Below are 15,513 nucleotides of genomic sequence, written 5' to 3'. Positions count from 1 at the left end.
GCGCGCTGCCCTGTGCATGGGACAGGGCATGCGCCGCTTCCTTGCCCAGATCTCCGTCCGCATCGCCGCCTGTGCCGCCATCGCGCTGCTGCAGGCCCCTTTTTCTGCCCATGCGCAGACCATCCCGCTGCCGGCGCCGCAAGCGGAGCAGGCCGATGCCGCGCCCTCGCGCCCGGCACTGTGGAAAGTGGCCGATGCCGATACCACGATCTGGCTGTTCGGCACGATCCACATGCTGCCCAAGGGCGGCGCGCCGTGGCTGGTCGGCCCCGTCGCCAAGGCGCTCAACGGATCGGACACGCTGGTGACCGAGGTGACGCAGGCCGATATGCATGGGGCGATCGACACAGCGCCCGGCCTGCTGCCCAAGGGGCAGACCCTGACTGCTCTGCTGGGGCCACAGCGCGCGGCACGGCTGGCGGCCACGCTCACCGCTTCGGGTGTGCCGGCCAGGCAGCTGGATGGCTACAAGCCGTGGATGGCGGCCACCGCGCTTTCGATGCTGCCGCTGGTGCAGCGTGGCTATCAGCCGTCGCACGGCGTGGAAGCCGCACTGCAGGCGGCCCACCCGCAACGGCAAGCAGGGCTGGAGACCGTGGCGTTCCAGCTTGGGCTGATCGACAGCCTGCCCCAGGATGCCCAGATCGCCTGGCTCGATAGCGTGATCGCCCAGTACGACACGATCGGCGAACAGATCGCCGGCATCGTTGCGGCCTGGCGCCAGGGCAATGCCGAGGAACTGGGCAAGCTGATGACCGCCGACATGCAGGACGATCCCCGCCTGATCGACGCGCTGCTGATCCGCCGCAATGCCACCTGGGCCAAGTGGATCGAACAGCGGCTGAAAACGCCGGGCACCGTGTTCATGGCCGTGGGCGCCGGGCATCTGGCCGGCAAGGGCAGCGTGCAGGAAGACCTGGCGCGCGACGGCATCACTGTGACGCGGGTGCAATGAGCATGACCATGCGCTGGAAACCGTTCCTCGTCGCCGCCCTCGCCCTGCTGGCTGCCGCCTGTCACAAGGCCGCGCCACCGCCGCTGCCTGCCAAGGTGGCGTTGTGGGAAATCGCCGATACCAGCGGCACGCGCGGCTGGATATTCGGCACTGTCCATGCCCTGCCCGCCGGGGTGCAATGGCGCCGCCCGGCGATCGACCGCGCGCTGGCCAATGCCGATCGCCTGGTGCTGGAAATCGCCCAGCCGCTCGATGGCAATGTCGCCGGCGTCGCCCTGGCGCGCCTTGCCTATACCCCCGGCCTGCCGCCGCCCTCGGCGCGCGTGGCGATGAAGTATCGCGATGCGCTGGCCAAGGTTTACAAAGACCTCCACCTGACCGACGCGCAATTCCAGAACGAGGAATCCTGGGCGGTCGCCCTGCAGATTGCCGCGATCGGCGGCCAGAAGGAAGGCATGGACCCAGCCAGCGGGGTGGAGCCGCAACTGCGCAAGCTGATCGGCACCAAGCCGGTAGCGGGCCTGGAAACGCTCGATGGGCAGTTTGGCATATTCGATGCGCTGCCCGATCGCGCGCAGCAGACCCTGCTGGAACAGATCGCCGTGGAAGCGGCCGATAACCGCGACGACGATGCCGACATGGTGCGCCTGTGGCTGCGCGGCGATGACCTGGGCATTGCGCGCGAAAGCCAGAAGGGCTTCCTGGCTGATCCCACGCTGCACCAGGCATTGCTCACCGCGCGCAACGCGGACTGGGCCAGCCAGATCGATGCCATGCTCAAGGATGGCGCCGCGCCGTTCATCGCCGTGGGCGCAGCGCACGTGGCCGGCAGCGATGGCCTGCCCGCGCTGCTCCAAGCCAAGGGCTGGCTGGTGCGCCGGGTGGAGTGATCGCGCACGCCCCTTGCTTTTTCGGCCCGATCCGCTAAGGGCCGCCGCTTCCCCGTCATGGTCATCCCTGGAGGCGTGGCGGAAGGAACATGCAACAGATTTATTTCGGAAGGTATTTCACATGAGCGAGACGCTGACCCTGTCGGCTGAGCTGCGCGAACGGGCAGGCAAGGGAGCCTCCCGTGCCCTGCGCCGCGAAGGCCGCACTCCTGCCGTGGTTTATGGCGGCAACCAGGAACCGGTTGCCATCCACCTCGAAGAAAAGGAACTGGCACGTGCCCTGGGCACCGGCCACTTCTTCAACTCGATCGTCGAACTGACCATCGGCGGCAAGAAGGTCCGCACTCTGCCCAAGGACGTGGCTTTCCACGCCGTGAGCGACCGTCCGCAGCACGCAGACTTCCTGCGCGTGAGCGCGAATGCCGAAGTGCACGTGAACGTGCCCGTGGTGTTCCAGAACGAAGAAAAGGCCCCCGGCATCAAGCAGGGCGGCGTGCTCAACGTTGTGCGCCACGAACTGGAACTGGTGTGCGAAGCCAACAAGATCCCCGATGACATCATCGTCGATCTTTCGGGCCTGGAAATCGGCGATTCGGTGCACATCAGCGCCGTGAAGCTGCCGGCCGGCGCCCGCTCGGCGATCACCGACCGCGATTTCACCATCGCGACGATCGCCACGCCGACCGTTCTGACCGAGGAAGAAGAAGCTCCTGCTGGCGAAGCCAGCGAAGGCTGATCTTTCCGGCACGGCAGCTTTCGGGCTGCCGCATCGGTTCAAGGAACCCCTCCCCCAACCGGGAGGGGTTCTTTTTTGCGCCGCGCCCATGCAATAGGCACGCGCGCCACACCTGCAAACCACAACCGGAGCGTCTGCCATGCAAGTCTGGGTTGGCCTGGGAAATCCCGGCCCGCAATACGCCCTGCACCGCCACAACGTGGGCTTCATGGCGCTCGACACGATTGCCGATGTCCACGGCTTTGGCCCGGTGCAGAAGAAGTTCCAGGGCTGGGTGCAGGAAGGCCGCATCGGCGGGCAGAAGATCATCCTGCTCAAGCCCGCTACGTTCATGAACGAAAGCGGCCGCGCCGTGGGCGAGGCACTGCGCTTCTACAAGCTCGCCACCGATGCCCTCACCGTGTTTCATGACGAACTGGACCTGGCGCCGTTCAAAGTGAAAGTGAAGCAGGGCGGCGGCCATGCCGGGCACAACGGGCTGCGTTCGATCGACCAGCACTGTGGCGCGGAATTCCGCCGCGTGCGCCTGGGCATCGGCCACCCCGGCCACAAGGACCGCGTGACCGGCTATGTCCTGGGCCCCTTTGCCAAGGCGGAGCACGATGACCTGGTCACCATGCTGGGCGCCGTGGCAGCAGAAGCCGATCGTCTGGCCCAAGGCGACGATACCCGCTTCATGAGTGATGTGGCCCGGCGCCAGCAGGATTGAAATGTCCTGAAAAGGTTAACGCAGATTCCCGGAGAAACCGTCGGAATCGCTTACAACCGGCATATCCGTGAAACGGCGTTAACCACCAAAATGCGCCGATTTCTGCAATTGGCACCGCTTTTGCTTTTATCTCTGTCAACCAAGACATTGCTTTCGGATCTGATCGTTCGAAGGCCTGCCTTGCAGATTACAACGTCACGTTTGACAGGGGACCTGACCATGAAGCGTTCGATTGCCATCCTCGCCGCCGCGCTGACCACCACCATCGCTGCAGCCCCGGCCCACGCCACCTTCTTCCACACGCACTATTGCAACTGCGGCCACTCGGCCGGTGCGGCGATGTGCGGCAGCACCTCGTCGACTTCGACCTCGACCTCGGGTGGCAGCACCACGTCTTCGACCACCTCGTCCACCTCGGGCGGTTCGACCACGTCGTCGACTTCGGGTGGCAGCACCACTTCGACCTCGACCGGCGGCTCGACCACGTCGTCGACTTCGGGCGGCAGCACCACCTCGTCGTCGACCGGCGGCACCGACGTGCCGGAACCGGGCATGCTGGGCCTGATGGGCGCTGGCCTGGCTGGCCTGGCGTTCGTGCGTCGTCGTCGCCGCTGAAGGCTTGGCGCGGGCTGGGACACACCAGCGCAGGGACGGGCCGGCACGCTGAACGCATGCCACCCGGCTGACCCAAAGCCCGCCTAACGCCGATGTTTCGCGAAAAAATGCCGTCCAAGCCTGGCTTGGGCGGCATTTTTGCGTTCGGATGGAGTGTGCGCCGTCAGTGGGCCTGGGCGCGAGCGAGATCGGCGCGGAACAGGCGGTTGGCCGGATCGGCATCGACTGCGCTCTGCATCAGGCGTTGGGCGGCGGCCATGTCCTGCCCGGCGTTGAGCCGCACGAGGCCAGCGATGTGCAGCATGTCGGGATCGCGCGGCGCCTGGGCCAGAGCGCGGTCGGCATAGGCGATCGCTTCCTGGTGGCGACCAGCGCTGGTGCAGGCCACCGCCAGCCGCTTGAGCACTTCGGGATCGCTGCCATTGCCCAGCAGCGTGGTATAGGCGGTAATCGCTGCGGCCCAATCGCGCCGGCCCAGCGCGGCCTGGCCATCGGCGGCCAGGCGCTGGTCCTGCTGCCACTGGCCGGAGCGGAGCCGCGCCGCCAGCGCATCGGCCGAGGGATCACCCGCTGCCCGCGCCGCACGCAGGGCCAGATCGAGTTCGCGCTGGCCAGCCAGCAGCGAATCCGACAAGGGCCGGATCGTGCGCAGCGCCGTGCCGGGATCGCCGGTGGCCAGTTGTGCTTCGGCCAGCATCATGCGCGAATAGGGATTTTGCGGCGAGAGCAGCAGCGCGCGGGCAAAGATCACGCGGGCCTGCTCGGGATGGCCCAGACGCAGCAACGCCTCGGCATAGGTCAGCCCGTTGGGGGTGCGTGGATCGAGATCGACCTCATGCGGCGCCAAGAGCTGGCGTACCTTTTCCCAATCGCCTTTTTCGCTGGCGAACTGCACCTGCAGATCGAGCACGCGTGAATCGCCCGGCGCGAGGCGCGCGGCCTTGCCGATGAGGCCGATCGCGCGGTCGAGCTGGCTTTGCATGTCAGCCAGGTTGGCCCGCTCGATCAGCGGCTCGATCCGGCGGGGATAGGCCGCGATTGCGCGGTCATAGGCAGCGCCGGCCGCGTCTAGCTGGCCTTGCCGGACCCGCAGCGCCCCTTCGACCATCGCGGTATCGAGGCCCTTGGGATCGAGCCGCTGCATCACGGCCAGGACCTGGTCGGCCCCGGCAAAATCTTCGGCCGTGATCAGGAAGCGGGCATAGTCGCGCGCGAGTTGCACATTGTCTCCGGCGGCCATGCCCTGGCGAAATGCAGAAAGTGCCTGGGCATTGTCACCCAGAGCCTGGTGCGCTGCGGCCCGCAGGCGCCAGGCATCGGCATCGCCATCCTGGCCCAGCAGCGACAGCGCCTGGCGCGGCAGGCCGCGCAGCAGGGCTGCTTCGGCCTTCATGCGGTTGACCGCCGGCCCGCCACCGCCGGCATCTTCCAGCCGCGTCAGCGTTGCCTGCGCGCCATCGCCATCGCCCATCTGCAACTGCGCACGGGCGAGCAGCCGCAGCAGCGCCTGCGAGTCGGCGGCGGGCAGCTTGCCCGAGTCGAGCGCGCTCAGCGCTTCCATCCGCGCCGTCACGAAATCCTGCGCGGCAAAGGCGCTGCGGGCCTTGGCAGCATGGGCGGCGGGATTGTCGCCACAGCCGGCCAGCACCAGGGCCAGCGCCAATGCCGGCGTGATCAGCGCGCCGCGCGGCAGACCGGCACGGGCATGGCGGTGCAAAAACGATGGCAGGATAGCGCGCCTCATGCCGGTTGCCATGCCAGCAAGGCCTGAAACTTCGGTGAAGATTGCCGACCGGCCACGCAAAACCCCTTGCCACAGGGCGCTGCCCCCTTGACCTTGGGCCTACAAGCCACCATCGCGGCCGGCAATATGCGGCCCCGCATCGGCTTGGGGCCATAGCCAAGGACACGAAGATGGGTTTTCGTTGCGGGATCGTCGGCCTTCCCAATGTCGGCAAGTCGACGCTGTTCAACGCGCTGACCGAAACGCAGGCGGCCCAGGCCGCCAACTATCCGTTCTGCACGATCGAACCCAACGTGGGCAATGTCGGCGTGCCCGACGCGCGGCTCGATACCCTGGCTAAGATCGCCGGCAGCCAGAAGATCATCCCCACCCAGCTTGGCTTTGTCGACATCGCCGGCCTGGTGCGCGGTGCATCCAAGGGTGAAGGCCTGGGCAACCAGTTCCTGGGCAACATCCGCGAAGTGGATGCGATCATCCACGTGCTGCGCTGCTTTGAAAACGACGATATCCAGCATGTCGATAACCGCGTCGATCCGCTGTCGGACGCCGACACGGTGGAAACCGAACTGATGCTGTCCGACCTGGAAAGCCTGGAAAAGCGCGTGCCTGCCGCCGCCAAGAAGGCGACCAGCGGCGACAAGGAAGCCAAGGCCATGGCCTCGGTGCTGGGCCAGGCGCTGGAACTGCTGCGCGAAGGCAAGCCCGCCCGCCTCACCCAGCCCAAGGACGACGAGGAAGAGCGCCTGTTCAAGCAGGCGCAGTTGCTCACCGCCAAGCCCGTGCTCTACGTCTGCAACGTGGAAGAGGAAAGCGCCGCCACCGGCAATGCCCACTCCGCCCGCGTGTTTGAAAAGGCCAAGGCAGAAGGCGCCGAAGCCGTGGTGGTCTCTGCCGCGATCGAGGCCGACCTGATCGGCATGGACAGCGAGGAACGCCTGGCGTTCCTGGCCGAACTGGGCCTGCATGAAACCGGTCTCAACCGCGTGATCCGCGCCGGGTATGACCTGCTGCACCTGCTGACCTTCTTCACCGTCGGCCCCAAGGAAGCCCGCGCCTGGACCGTCCACCAGGGCGCCAAGGCCCCCGAGGCTGCCGGCGAAATCCACTCCGACATGCAGCGCGGCTTCATCCGCGCCGAAACCATCGCGTTTGATGATTTCGTGGCGCTGGGCGGCGAAGCGGGCGCGCGCGATGCCGGCAAGCTGCGCCAGGAAGGCAAGGAATACATCGTCAAGGATGGCGATGTGATGCACTTCAAGTTCAACGTCTGAACCTGTGCGATCGCATGGTTGACGCATGGGGAAAGCAGGTTCACCCTGTCCCCATGCGATACTATGAAGATCTGGAAGTGGGCGCCGTTGCCCGGTTCGGGCAACGCCACGTCACGCGAGAGGAAGTGGTCGAGTTTGCGGGAAAATATGACCCGCAACCGTTCCATCTGTCTGACGAGGCGGCCGCCGCCACGCACTTCGGGCGGCTTTCCGCAAGTGGCTGGCATACCTGCGCCATGACCATGGCGATGATCGTGGAAGAGCAGGACCGCGCCGGCCACCAGGGCCTTGGTTCACCCGGCATCGACGAACTGCGCTGGCGCCACCCGGTCTATCCCGGCGACACGCTGCGCGTGGAAACCACGATCCTGAGCAAGCGGCGCAGCCAATCGCGCCCGGAAATGGGCCTGTTCCGCGCCGAAACCCGCGTGCTCAACCAGGATGACGTGATCGTACTGACCATGGTGAGCAACGCCATGGTGAGCACGCGCGACCCCAACGGCACCGACTGAACAGGCAGGGTCCATGAAAAAGGGCGCGCGTGGCATGGCCGCACGCGCCCGTTTCCTTGCATCAGATGTGCGTGATCACATCTTCTGGGCAGAGGTCTGATCGGCCGTGACCGGACGATGCAGCGCCGCGTTGTGCTTGGCGTGGTGATGACGCGCGTGGTGCTTCTTGGCCTTCTTGGGGTGGGTCTTGGCCCACTTCCAACGCTCAAGCGAGCGCAGGCGCGTTTCCAGCGTATCGGCACGGCTGCCGGCCGATTGCGCCGCCATCGAGGCGGCCTGGGCGGCCGAACCGGCGCTCTGCGCCGCAGTCATAGCGTTGTTGGCCGAACCCTGTGCCTGCGCCGCAGCCTGTGCCGCGGAATCGGCCGAACCCTGCGCCCGCTGCGCCGTCATTACGCCTTCATCAGCGCGCGCCTGTGCCTGATCGGCCGCAGCCTGGGCCCGCTTAACCGATCCGGTGGTTGCACACCCTGCCAGCGCCATTGGCAGAAGTGCGGAAAGCAACACGATTTGACGACCCTTGTTCATAGGCGTTTCCCTTAGTCTTTGGCGCCCCCGCGCGATGCAAGACGCATGAGAGGGCAAAGAGTCACGCCGAAATGGACCGAAACGCGCCAGATTGGTGCTTTTGCAAGATATGGTGCGCAAACCTACATCGGCTTGCACTGCACATTGCCCTTGGCGGTATAAACCGGGCGGCTATCGGCGTCGGAAATCACCAGTTGCCCGTCAAAGCTGTCGATCACGCCCATCGTCTTGGCCTTGCCATCATCGATCCGCGTCAGCGTCAGCGCCCACTCGCGCCCGGTATAGTGCGACCAGCCGTGCTGCGGCAGCTTGGCACTGCCCTTGTCGGCGGCCAATACCACGATCTGATCCTTGATCTTGATGAGGCCGCGATCCTCCTGCGCCAGCAGCACCGCCCCCATGCCACCATTGTCAGGCACGAAGTTGCATCCCGATCCGGTCAGCTTGCCTTTGGTAATGTCGAAAAAGTCGATGACCTGCGGGCTGATCTCCTGCGCCGGTGCCCGCTCCTTCTGCGCCGCCTCAACCTGGGCAATCGCCGCATCGTCGCTTTGCTGCGGGGCCTTGTGACACGCGGCGAGCAAAACCAGAGGCAGGGCAATAGCGGCACGATGCATGGGGTCTCTCCCGTAAAGGTCTTTGATCTGGATAATCGTGGAACAGCTGGCGACCAAACGGTTCCTCGCCCCCCTCCACCACGCGCTGCGCGCGCGTTTCCCCTCCCCCGGTGGGGGAGGATCTTCTCCCTGAACAAATCCTCCCCCACCGGGGGAGGTGGCGGGCCGCAGGCCCGACGGAGGGGGCGCTATTTCCGCCCGAACAGCTTCTCGATATCGCCGTGCGCCAGCTTCACCCAGGTCGGCCGGCCATGGTTGCATTGGCCCGAGCGTGGGGTCACTTCCATTTCGCGCAGCAGGGCGTTCATTTCCGGCACCGACAGCACGCGGCCAGCGCGCACCGAGCCGTGGCAGGCCATCGTCGCCAGCACCAGATCCAGCCGCTCGCCCAGCAGCAATGCATCGCCGTGCTTGGCCAGATCGTCGGCCACGTCGCGCACCAGGGCCTGGACATCGCCCTTGGCCAGCGCCGCCGGCACGCTGCGCACCAGCATGGCGGCCGGGCCGAAGCGTTCGAGAGCAAGGCCGAAATCGGCGAGGCGCGGCGCAGCTTCTTCGAGGCGGTCGCACGATGGTTCATCGAGGTCGACCACTTCGGGCAGCAAGAGGGCCTGGGCGGGAGCCGTGCCCTCGCCCGCGCCAGCGGCGCGCAGGCGTTCGAGGACGAGGCGTTCGTGCGCGGCGTGCTGGTCGACGATGACCAGGCCATCGCTTGCCTCAGCCACGATATAGGTCTTGGCCACCTGGCCCCGCGCCACGCCGAGCGGATGCTCCACCGCCTCGGGCACCGGCTCGGCCGCGGTTTCGGCACGGGCCACGGGCGGCGCCATCACGCCGGCTTCATAGCCGCGCCAGGCCTGCCCCGCCTCGCTCACGCGGGCGGGCTGATAGGACGGCGTGAAGATGCTGCCCTGGCGCGCCGGTTCAGGCGCGGGTGGCGGGGTGAAGAGCGGCGCCATTGCAACCGGTTCGGCCTGCCAGGCGCGCATCGCGCCGGCATCGGGCGCCTGGGCAGAGCGGCGATCGCCGGTGGAGAGGGCCTGGCGCAGGCCGGTGACGATCAATCCGCGCACCAGGGCGCTGTCGCGGAAACGCACTTCGGTCTTGGCGGGATGCACGTTCACGTCCACTTCCTCGGCGGGCACATCGAGGAACAGCGCCAGCACGGCATGGCGATCACGCGCCAGCATATCGGCATAGGCGCCGCGCACCGCGCCGAGCAGCAGCCGATCTTTCACCGGCCGGCCGTTGACGAACAGGTACTGGTGATCGGCCACGCCACGGTTGTAGGTCGGCAGGCCCGCAACCCCCATCAGGTGATAGTCGCCACGCAGCAGATCGACGGCCACGGCATTGTCGGCCAGTTCGCGTGCCACCAGTTGCGCCACGCGCGCGGCCAGGGTGTCACCAGGCTGGACATGCAGCGCGCGGCGCCCGTCATGCTCCAGCGTAAAACCGATATCGGGCCTGGCCATGGCCAGGCGCCGCACGACATCGAGGCTGGAGGCCCATTCCGAACGCGGGCTGCGCAGGAACTTGCGCCGCGCCGGGATCTTGCCAAACAGGTCTTCCACCCGCACCCGCGTGCCGGGCGGCAGCGCGGCGGGGCCTTCGTTCACCAGCGTGCCATGGTCGATGGTGCGTTTCCACGCCTCGCCATCGGCGCGGTTGCGGCTTTCAATGGTGACGCGCGCGACCGACGCGATCGAAGGCAGCGCCTCTCCGCGGAAGCCCAGTGTTGCGACCAGCTCGATCGCCTCGTCCGGCAATTTCGAGGTGGCATGGCGCTCCAATGCCAGGGCGATCTCGTCTGCGCGCATGCCGCAGCCATCGTCGGTCACCTCGATCAGGCCGAGGCCACCTTCGGCCAGACGCACCGAAATCTGCCCCGCGCCGGCATCGATCGCGTTTTCCACCAGCTCCTTGAGCGCGCTGGCGGGCCGCTCCACCACCTCGCCTGCGGCGATGCGATTGATCAGCGTGTCGGGCAGACGGCGGATGACGCGGGGTGTGCTGGTCATGATCCTGGCAAGGTAGCGACGAACGTGCCCTTTTTCGAGACGGGCAGCATGACTTATCCCATGGCGGCAGTGCACAAAATATTGGGTTTTCCCCCCCGCTTGCGCTAATGAGCCGCCTTCCCCGGGCGCTCACTTTTGCGCATAGGCCACCCATTGCGGTTGGTACCGCGCGCGAATCACACGGATTTTCTGATGGCATCGATGTTTTCCCGATTCTTCAAGTTCGGTTCCCAGAACATTGCGATCGACCTCGGCACGGCGAATACCCTCGTCTATGTCCAGGATCGCGGCATTGTTCTCAACGAACCCTCGGTCGTTGCCATCGAAACGCTGAACGGCATCAAGAAGGTCAAGGCCGTCGGCGATGACGCCAAGATGATGATGGGCAAGACGCCCGACAGCATCGAGGCGATCCGCCCGCTGCGCGACGGCGTGATTGCCGACATCGAAGTGGCAGAAGAAATGATCAAGCATTTCATCCGCAAGGTGAACGGCAGCAAGAGCCTGCTGCGCTACCCGGAAATCGTGATCTGCGTGCCCTCGGGCTCCACCTCGGTGGAACGCCGCGCGATCCGCGACGCGGCCAGCAATGCCGGCGCCAGCCAGGTCTATCTGATCCTCGAACCGATGGCCGCCGCGATCGGCGCCGACATGCCGGTTACCGAGCCGGTCGGCTCGATGGTGGTCGACATCGGCGGTGGCACCACCGAAGTGGCCGTGCTCTCGCTGCGCGGCCTGGCTTACACCACCTCGGTGCGTGTCGGCGGGGACAAGATGGACGAGGCCATCGTCAGCTATGTGCGCCGCCATCACAACCTGCTGATCGGCGAAGCCACGGCCGAGCGGATCAAGAAGGACTATGGCATCGCGACGATGCCGGCCGATGGCATTGGTGAAACCATCCACATCAAGGGCCGCGACCTGGTCAATGGCGTGCCCAAGGAAATCACCATCACCCAGGCCAACGTGGCCGAGGCGCTGTCTGAACCGATCGGCGCCATCGTCGAAGGCGTGCGCATCGCGCTGGAAAACACCGCCCCCGAACTGGCTGCCGATATCGTCGACCAGGGCATCGTGCTGACCGGCGGCGGCGCGCTGATCCGCGGGCTGGACGAGCACCTGCGCGAGGAAACCGGCCTGCCGGTGAGCGTGGCGGAAGATCCGCTGTCGTGCGTGGCGCTCGGCACTGGCCGCGCCATGGAAGATCCGATCTATCGCGGCGTGCTGATGACCGCCTGAGGAATGCCGGATTTGGAGCCACGGACGCACGCGGTGGCAGGGCGGTTCAGCCGGCCTTCATCGCGTGTCTGGCTTTGGCATAGTGTAGAGTATCAGGGGTAGAATATCATGGCGCGGTCGCCTGACCGGCGCCCGGGCTTTTCGCGCAGGGCGCAATACGGGATCTTTACTGGCTACGTGATCGCCGTTGTCGGCGTCGTGGCGGGTCTCGTCGTGCTTGGCGTCTCGATGTTCAACCCGGAAGCCTTTGCCTTTGCCCGCACCACCGCGAGCGAAGTGGCGCGCCCGCTGGGCCAGGCGGGCGCGGAAACGCGCAGCGCCAGCCAGGGTGTGTTTGCCGCGATCGGCGCCTATTTCAATGCCGGGCGGCAGAACGCGGCGCTCACCCGCGAAGTGCAGGCTGCGCGGGCCGACGCCGTGACGATGCATGCGCTGCAACAGGAAAATGCCCGGCTCAAGGCGCTGCTCGGGATTGTCGACCCCGCGTTCAAGCCGGTCACCGGCGCACGCCTGATCGGCTCTACCGCCACCTCCACCCGTCGCTTTGCCGTGCTGTCGGTGGGCAGCCACCAGGGCGTGCAGACGGGCCAGCCGGTGCGCGCGGCCGGTGGCCTGATCGGCCGCGTGGTGGAAACCGGGCCGGATACCGCGCGCGTGCTGCTGGTGACCGATCCTGATAACGTGGTGCCGGTGCGCCGTGCATCCGATGGGTTGACCGCGTTCGTCCAGGGCGGCGCCAACGGCAAGATCGAAATCCGCCTGATCAACACCGGCGTTGCCACGCTGCACGTGGGCGATGTCTTTGTCACCTCTGGTTCGGGCGGGCTTTATCCGCCGGGCATCCCGGTGGCCGTCGCCACCCAGCCGCACCGCGATGGCGCCACGGGCCACCTTGCCAGCGATCCGGCCGACGCCGATTTCGTGGTGGTGCTGCCCGCCTGGCAGGCCAATGCCCAGGCCGCGCTGGTGGCTGCGCAAAAGGCCGCGCCCCCGCCGCCGGCCGACGACAACACCCCGTAAGGCAGCGCCACGATGCCGCTCCCCTTTCTGCCCGCACGGCCCGAAGACCTTGTGCGGCGACGCCTCAATCGCGAGCCATTGCCATTTCTGGCCAAGGGCTTGCCGTGGCTGTCGATCATGCTGGCATCGATGGTGACATTCTCGCCGGTAGTCGCCTCGGCGCCGGTGCTGCCACCGCTCGGCTTCATGACCCTGCTGGCCTGGCGTCTGCTGCGGCCCACGCTGCTGCCGATCTGGGCCGGGCTGCCGCTGGGCCTGTTCGACGATCTCTATAGCGGCCAGCCGTTTGGCAGCGGCATCGTGCTGTGGTCCCTCACCATGCTGGCGATGGACGTGATCGATGAAAAGTTCCTGTGGCGCGGCTTTATCCAGGATTGGTTGACCGCTGCCACGCTGCTGAGCGCCTATGTCGTGCTCACGGCGGCCTTTGCCGGGTTGGTCACCAGCTATCCCCTGCCCGTCACGGTCGGTCCGCAGGTGCTGCTGACCGTGCTGCTTCATCCCGTGGTCACGCGCATTGTCGCGCTGCTCGATCGCATTCGCCTGCTCCCGCTCAAAAGGCTGTGACGTGAAGCAGAAGCTGCCGTTGACTTCGGCAATCCTGACCAACCGCTTTGAACGCCGCACGTTCGTGCTGGGCATGGCCCAGGCCAGCGTCGGCGTGCTGCTGGCCACGCGCCTGGCCTATCTCGCGATCTTCGAGAACGACAAGTACAAGGCGGCGTCGGAAAGCAACCGCGTCAACCTGTCGCTGATCCCGCCGCGGCGCGGCTGGGTGCTCGATCGCAATGGCGCCGCGCTGGCCTCCAACCGTGCCGATTTCCGCGTCGACGTGATCCCCGATCGTCTGGTCAATCCCGACGATACCCTGTCCAAGCTGTCGGGCCTGCTCGGACTGACGGCGGACAAGGTCAGCGACATCAAGGACAAGCTCGACAAGGTGCGCGGATTCCAGCCGGTGGAAGTGGCCGCCAAGCTGGACTGGGACAAGTTTGCCGCAGTCAGCGTGCGCCTGCCCGAGATGCCCGGCGTGATCCCGCAGCGCGGCTATTCGCGCTATTATCCCACCGGGCCGTCGGTGGGGCATCTGGTCGGCTATGTCGGTCCCGCCTCGGCCGAGGATTACGAGCGCGAACACAATCCGCTGCTCATCACACCGGGTTTCAAGATCGGCAAGGATGGTCTTGAAAAGCATTTCGAAACCCGCCTGCGCGGGGTGCCTGGCGCGCGCCGGGTAGAGGCCACGGCAACTGGCCGCGTGGTGCGCGACCTGGGCACGCGCGAAGACGTGCCCGGCCAGCCGATCCAGCTGACCATCCTGGGCGGGCTGCAGGACTATGCGGCGCGGCGCATTGGCCTGGAATCCGGCTCGGTCGTGGTAATGGACTGCGCCACCGGTGACGTCCTCGCGATGGTGTCGATGCCGTGCTACGATCCCAACAGCTTTTCCGACGGCATCGGCCGCATCGAATGGAAGATGCTGTCGGAAGACGATCACGTGCCCTTGCGCAACAAGGTGCTGCGCGGGCTCTATCCCCCCGGCTCGACGGTCAAGCCGCTGGTCGCGCTCTCGTTCCTCGAGGCCGGGCTCGATCCCAAGGCCTCGGTCAACTGCGCCGGGGGGCTGCGCGTGGGCAACCGCGTGTTCCACTGCTGGAACCACCACGGCCACGGCCAGACGGATATGCTCAAGGGCATCTATCAGTCGTGCGACGTCTATTTCTATCACTTCGCCCAGCAGATCGGCATGGACAAGATCGCCGCCATGGCGCGGCGCCTGGGGCTGGGCCAGGAATTTCCCATGCCCTATCCCGGCCAATCCTATGGCACGGTGCCCGATCCCGCGTGGAAGCTGCGCAAGTACCACAAGGAATGGGCGATCTATGACACGGTGAATGCCACTATCGGCCAAGGCTATATGCTGGTGAACCCGCTGCAGCAGGCAACGATGGTGTCGCGCATCGCCTCCGGCCTGCAACTCACCCCGCGCCTGATGCTCGACAAGCATGCCGCGCCCCCGCCCTCGATGGGCTTTGCCCAGGAACACCTTGATCTCATTCATGCGGCGATGAACGAAGTGGTCAACGGGCGCGGCACGGCGGGCAAGGCGCGCATCCCGATAGATGGCGTGTTGATGGCCGGCAAGACCGGCACGGCGCAGGTCGTTGGCCTGCAACACGGCAATGGCAAGAACGTGGAATGGAAGCGGCGCGACCATGGCCACTTCATCTGCTTCGCGCCGTTCGACAAGCCGCGCTATGCCTGCGCCGTGGCGATCGAGCATGGCGGCGGCTCGCCCAGCGCCTATCCGATCGCACGTGACGTGATGACCTATCTGTTCGATCCGGCCAAGGCGATGGCCGCGCTGGAGGAACTGGAAAAGGGCTGGGGCGGCAACGTGCAGCAGCGCATGGCCGCCCGCTACAACACGTTTGCCGCGCAATATGGCGCCAGTGCCCCGCGGGCGCCCGACGAGGCGCAGGCAAGCCAGGTGATGGAAGACGAAAACAAGCCACCCGCCGCGCCGGCCGCGCCGCAAACCGATGCTGCGCCCCCGGCGCCCGAACCCGATGCGCCGCAGCCGCAGCCGACGCCGAGCCCGGCCTCTGGCGGAACCCAGGCGGGCGGTGCCGCGCCCAACGGGGGGCAGTGATCG

The 15,513-nt window shown here is 66.4% G+C and carries 15 protein-coding genes; 11 read left to right on the top strand and 4 right to left on the bottom strand.

The features are described from left to right. Positions 1-28 precede the first annotated feature (28 nt). The 5 genes from ABIC78_RS12520 to ABIC78_RS12500 all read left to right on the top strand — a co-directional run bounded on the left by ABIC78_RS12520 (position 29) and on the right by ABIC78_RS12500 (position 3,905). Entirely contained in the window at positions 29-955 is a 927-nt protein-coding gene (locus ABIC78_RS12520) for a TraB/GumN family protein (RefSeq protein ID WP_354489993.1), read from the top strand. Positions 956-963: 8 nt separating this feature from the next. After that, the gene (locus tag ABIC78_RS12515; protein ID WP_354489991.1) at positions 964-1,845 is read left to right on the top strand and encodes a TraB/GumN family protein; all 882 of its coding nucleotides are present in this window, start codon (positions 964-966) and stop codon (positions 1,843-1,845) included. 121 nt (positions 1,846-1,966) lie between these two features. Further along, the gene (locus ABIC78_RS12510; protein WP_054130944.1) at positions 1,967-2,581 is read left to right on the top strand and encodes a 50S ribosomal protein L25/general stress protein Ctc; all 615 of its coding nucleotides are present in this window, start codon (positions 1,967-1,969) and stop codon (positions 2,579-2,581) included. A gap of 139 nt (positions 2,582-2,720) precedes the next feature. After that, a complete protein-coding gene (gene pth, locus ABIC78_RS12505) occupies positions 2,721-3,290 on the top strand; it encodes an aminoacyl-tRNA hydrolase (RefSeq protein WP_022678194.1) in 570 nt (189 codons plus the stop codon). Positions 3,291-3,509: 219 nt separating this feature from the next. After that, positions 3,510-3,905, top strand: a complete 396-nt coding sequence (locus ABIC78_RS12500; protein WP_084390722.1) for a PEP-CTERM sorting domain-containing protein — start codon at positions 3,510-3,512, stop codon at positions 3,903-3,905. A 163-nt stretch (positions 3,906-4,068) separates the two neighbouring features. Here the strand turns inward: ABIC78_RS12500 and ABIC78_RS12495 are convergent, their stop codons facing one another. Continuing rightward, a complete protein-coding gene (locus ABIC78_RS12495; RefSeq protein ID WP_354489988.1) occupies positions 4,069-5,649 on the bottom strand; it encodes a tetratricopeptide repeat protein in 1,581 nt (526 codons plus the stop codon). A gap of 170 nt (positions 5,650-5,819) precedes the next feature. Between ABIC78_RS12495 and ychF the strand changes: the two genes are divergently transcribed. Further along, the gene (gene ychF / locus ABIC78_RS12490) at positions 5,820-6,920 is read left to right on the top strand and encodes a redox-regulated ATPase YchF (protein ID WP_062782286.1); all 1,101 of its coding nucleotides are present in this window, start codon (positions 5,820-5,822) and stop codon (positions 6,918-6,920) included. Positions 6,921-6,973: 53 nt separating this feature from the next. Further along, the gene (locus ABIC78_RS12485) at positions 6,974-7,432 is read left to right on the top strand and encodes a MaoC family dehydratase (protein WP_107715580.1); all 459 of its coding nucleotides are present in this window, start codon (positions 6,974-6,976) and stop codon (positions 7,430-7,432) included. 75 nt (positions 7,433-7,507) lie between these two features. On the opposite strand, the gene ABIC78_RS12480 is transcribed toward ABIC78_RS12485, so the two are convergent. The 3 genes from ABIC78_RS12480 to mutL form a co-directional block, all read right to left on the bottom strand. Next, the gene (locus ABIC78_RS12480) at positions 7,508-7,960 is read right to left on the bottom strand and encodes a hypothetical protein (RefSeq protein WP_354489985.1); all 453 of its coding nucleotides are present in this window, start codon (positions 7,958-7,960) and stop codon (positions 7,508-7,510) included. A 122-nt stretch (positions 7,961-8,082) separates the two neighbouring features. Continuing rightward, a complete protein-coding gene (locus ABIC78_RS12475; RefSeq protein ID WP_022674661.1) occupies positions 8,083-8,577 on the bottom strand; it encodes a hypothetical protein in 495 nt (164 codons plus the stop codon). A 188-nt stretch (positions 8,578-8,765) separates the two neighbouring features. After that, entirely contained in the window at positions 8,766-10,598 is a 1,833-nt protein-coding gene (gene mutL / locus ABIC78_RS12470; RefSeq protein WP_354489983.1) for a DNA mismatch repair endonuclease MutL, read from the bottom strand. Between the two features lie 192 nt (positions 10,599-10,790). Between mutL and ABIC78_RS12465 the strand changes: the two genes are divergently transcribed. The 4 genes from ABIC78_RS12465 (at position 10,791) to mrdA (ending at position 15,510) form a co-directional block, all read left to right on the top strand. Continuing rightward, positions 10,791-11,837 (top strand): rod shape-determining protein, encoded by a 1,047-nt coding sequence (locus ABIC78_RS12465; protein ID WP_022674563.1) that lies wholly within the window; start codon positions 10,791-10,793, stop codon positions 11,835-11,837. A gap of 108 nt (positions 11,838-11,945) precedes the next feature. Continuing rightward, entirely contained in the window at positions 11,946-12,857 is a 912-nt protein-coding gene (gene mreC, locus ABIC78_RS12460; protein ID WP_354489981.1) for a rod shape-determining protein MreC, read from the top strand. 12 nt (positions 12,858-12,869) lie between these two features. Then, positions 12,870-13,424 carry a rod shape-determining protein MreD gene (locus ABIC78_RS12455; protein WP_354489979.1) on the top strand — a complete coding sequence of 185 codons (555 nt, stop codon included), beginning with the start codon at positions 12,870-12,872 and terminating at the stop codon, positions 13,422-13,424. A 1-nt stretch (position 13,425) separates the two neighbouring features. Next, positions 13,426-15,510, top strand: a complete 2,085-nt coding sequence (gene mrdA, locus ABIC78_RS12450) for a penicillin-binding protein 2 (protein WP_354489977.1) — start codon at positions 13,426-13,428, stop codon at positions 15,508-15,510. Positions 15,511-15,513 lie beyond the last annotated feature (3 nt).

The organism is Novosphingobium sp. 1529 (assembly GCF_040544855.1).
Taxonomy (GTDB): domain Bacteria; phylum Pseudomonadota; class Alphaproteobacteria; order Sphingomonadales; family Sphingomonadaceae; genus Novosphingobium; species Novosphingobium capsulatum.
This window is presented reverse-complemented; position numbering and strand designations above follow the sequence as displayed.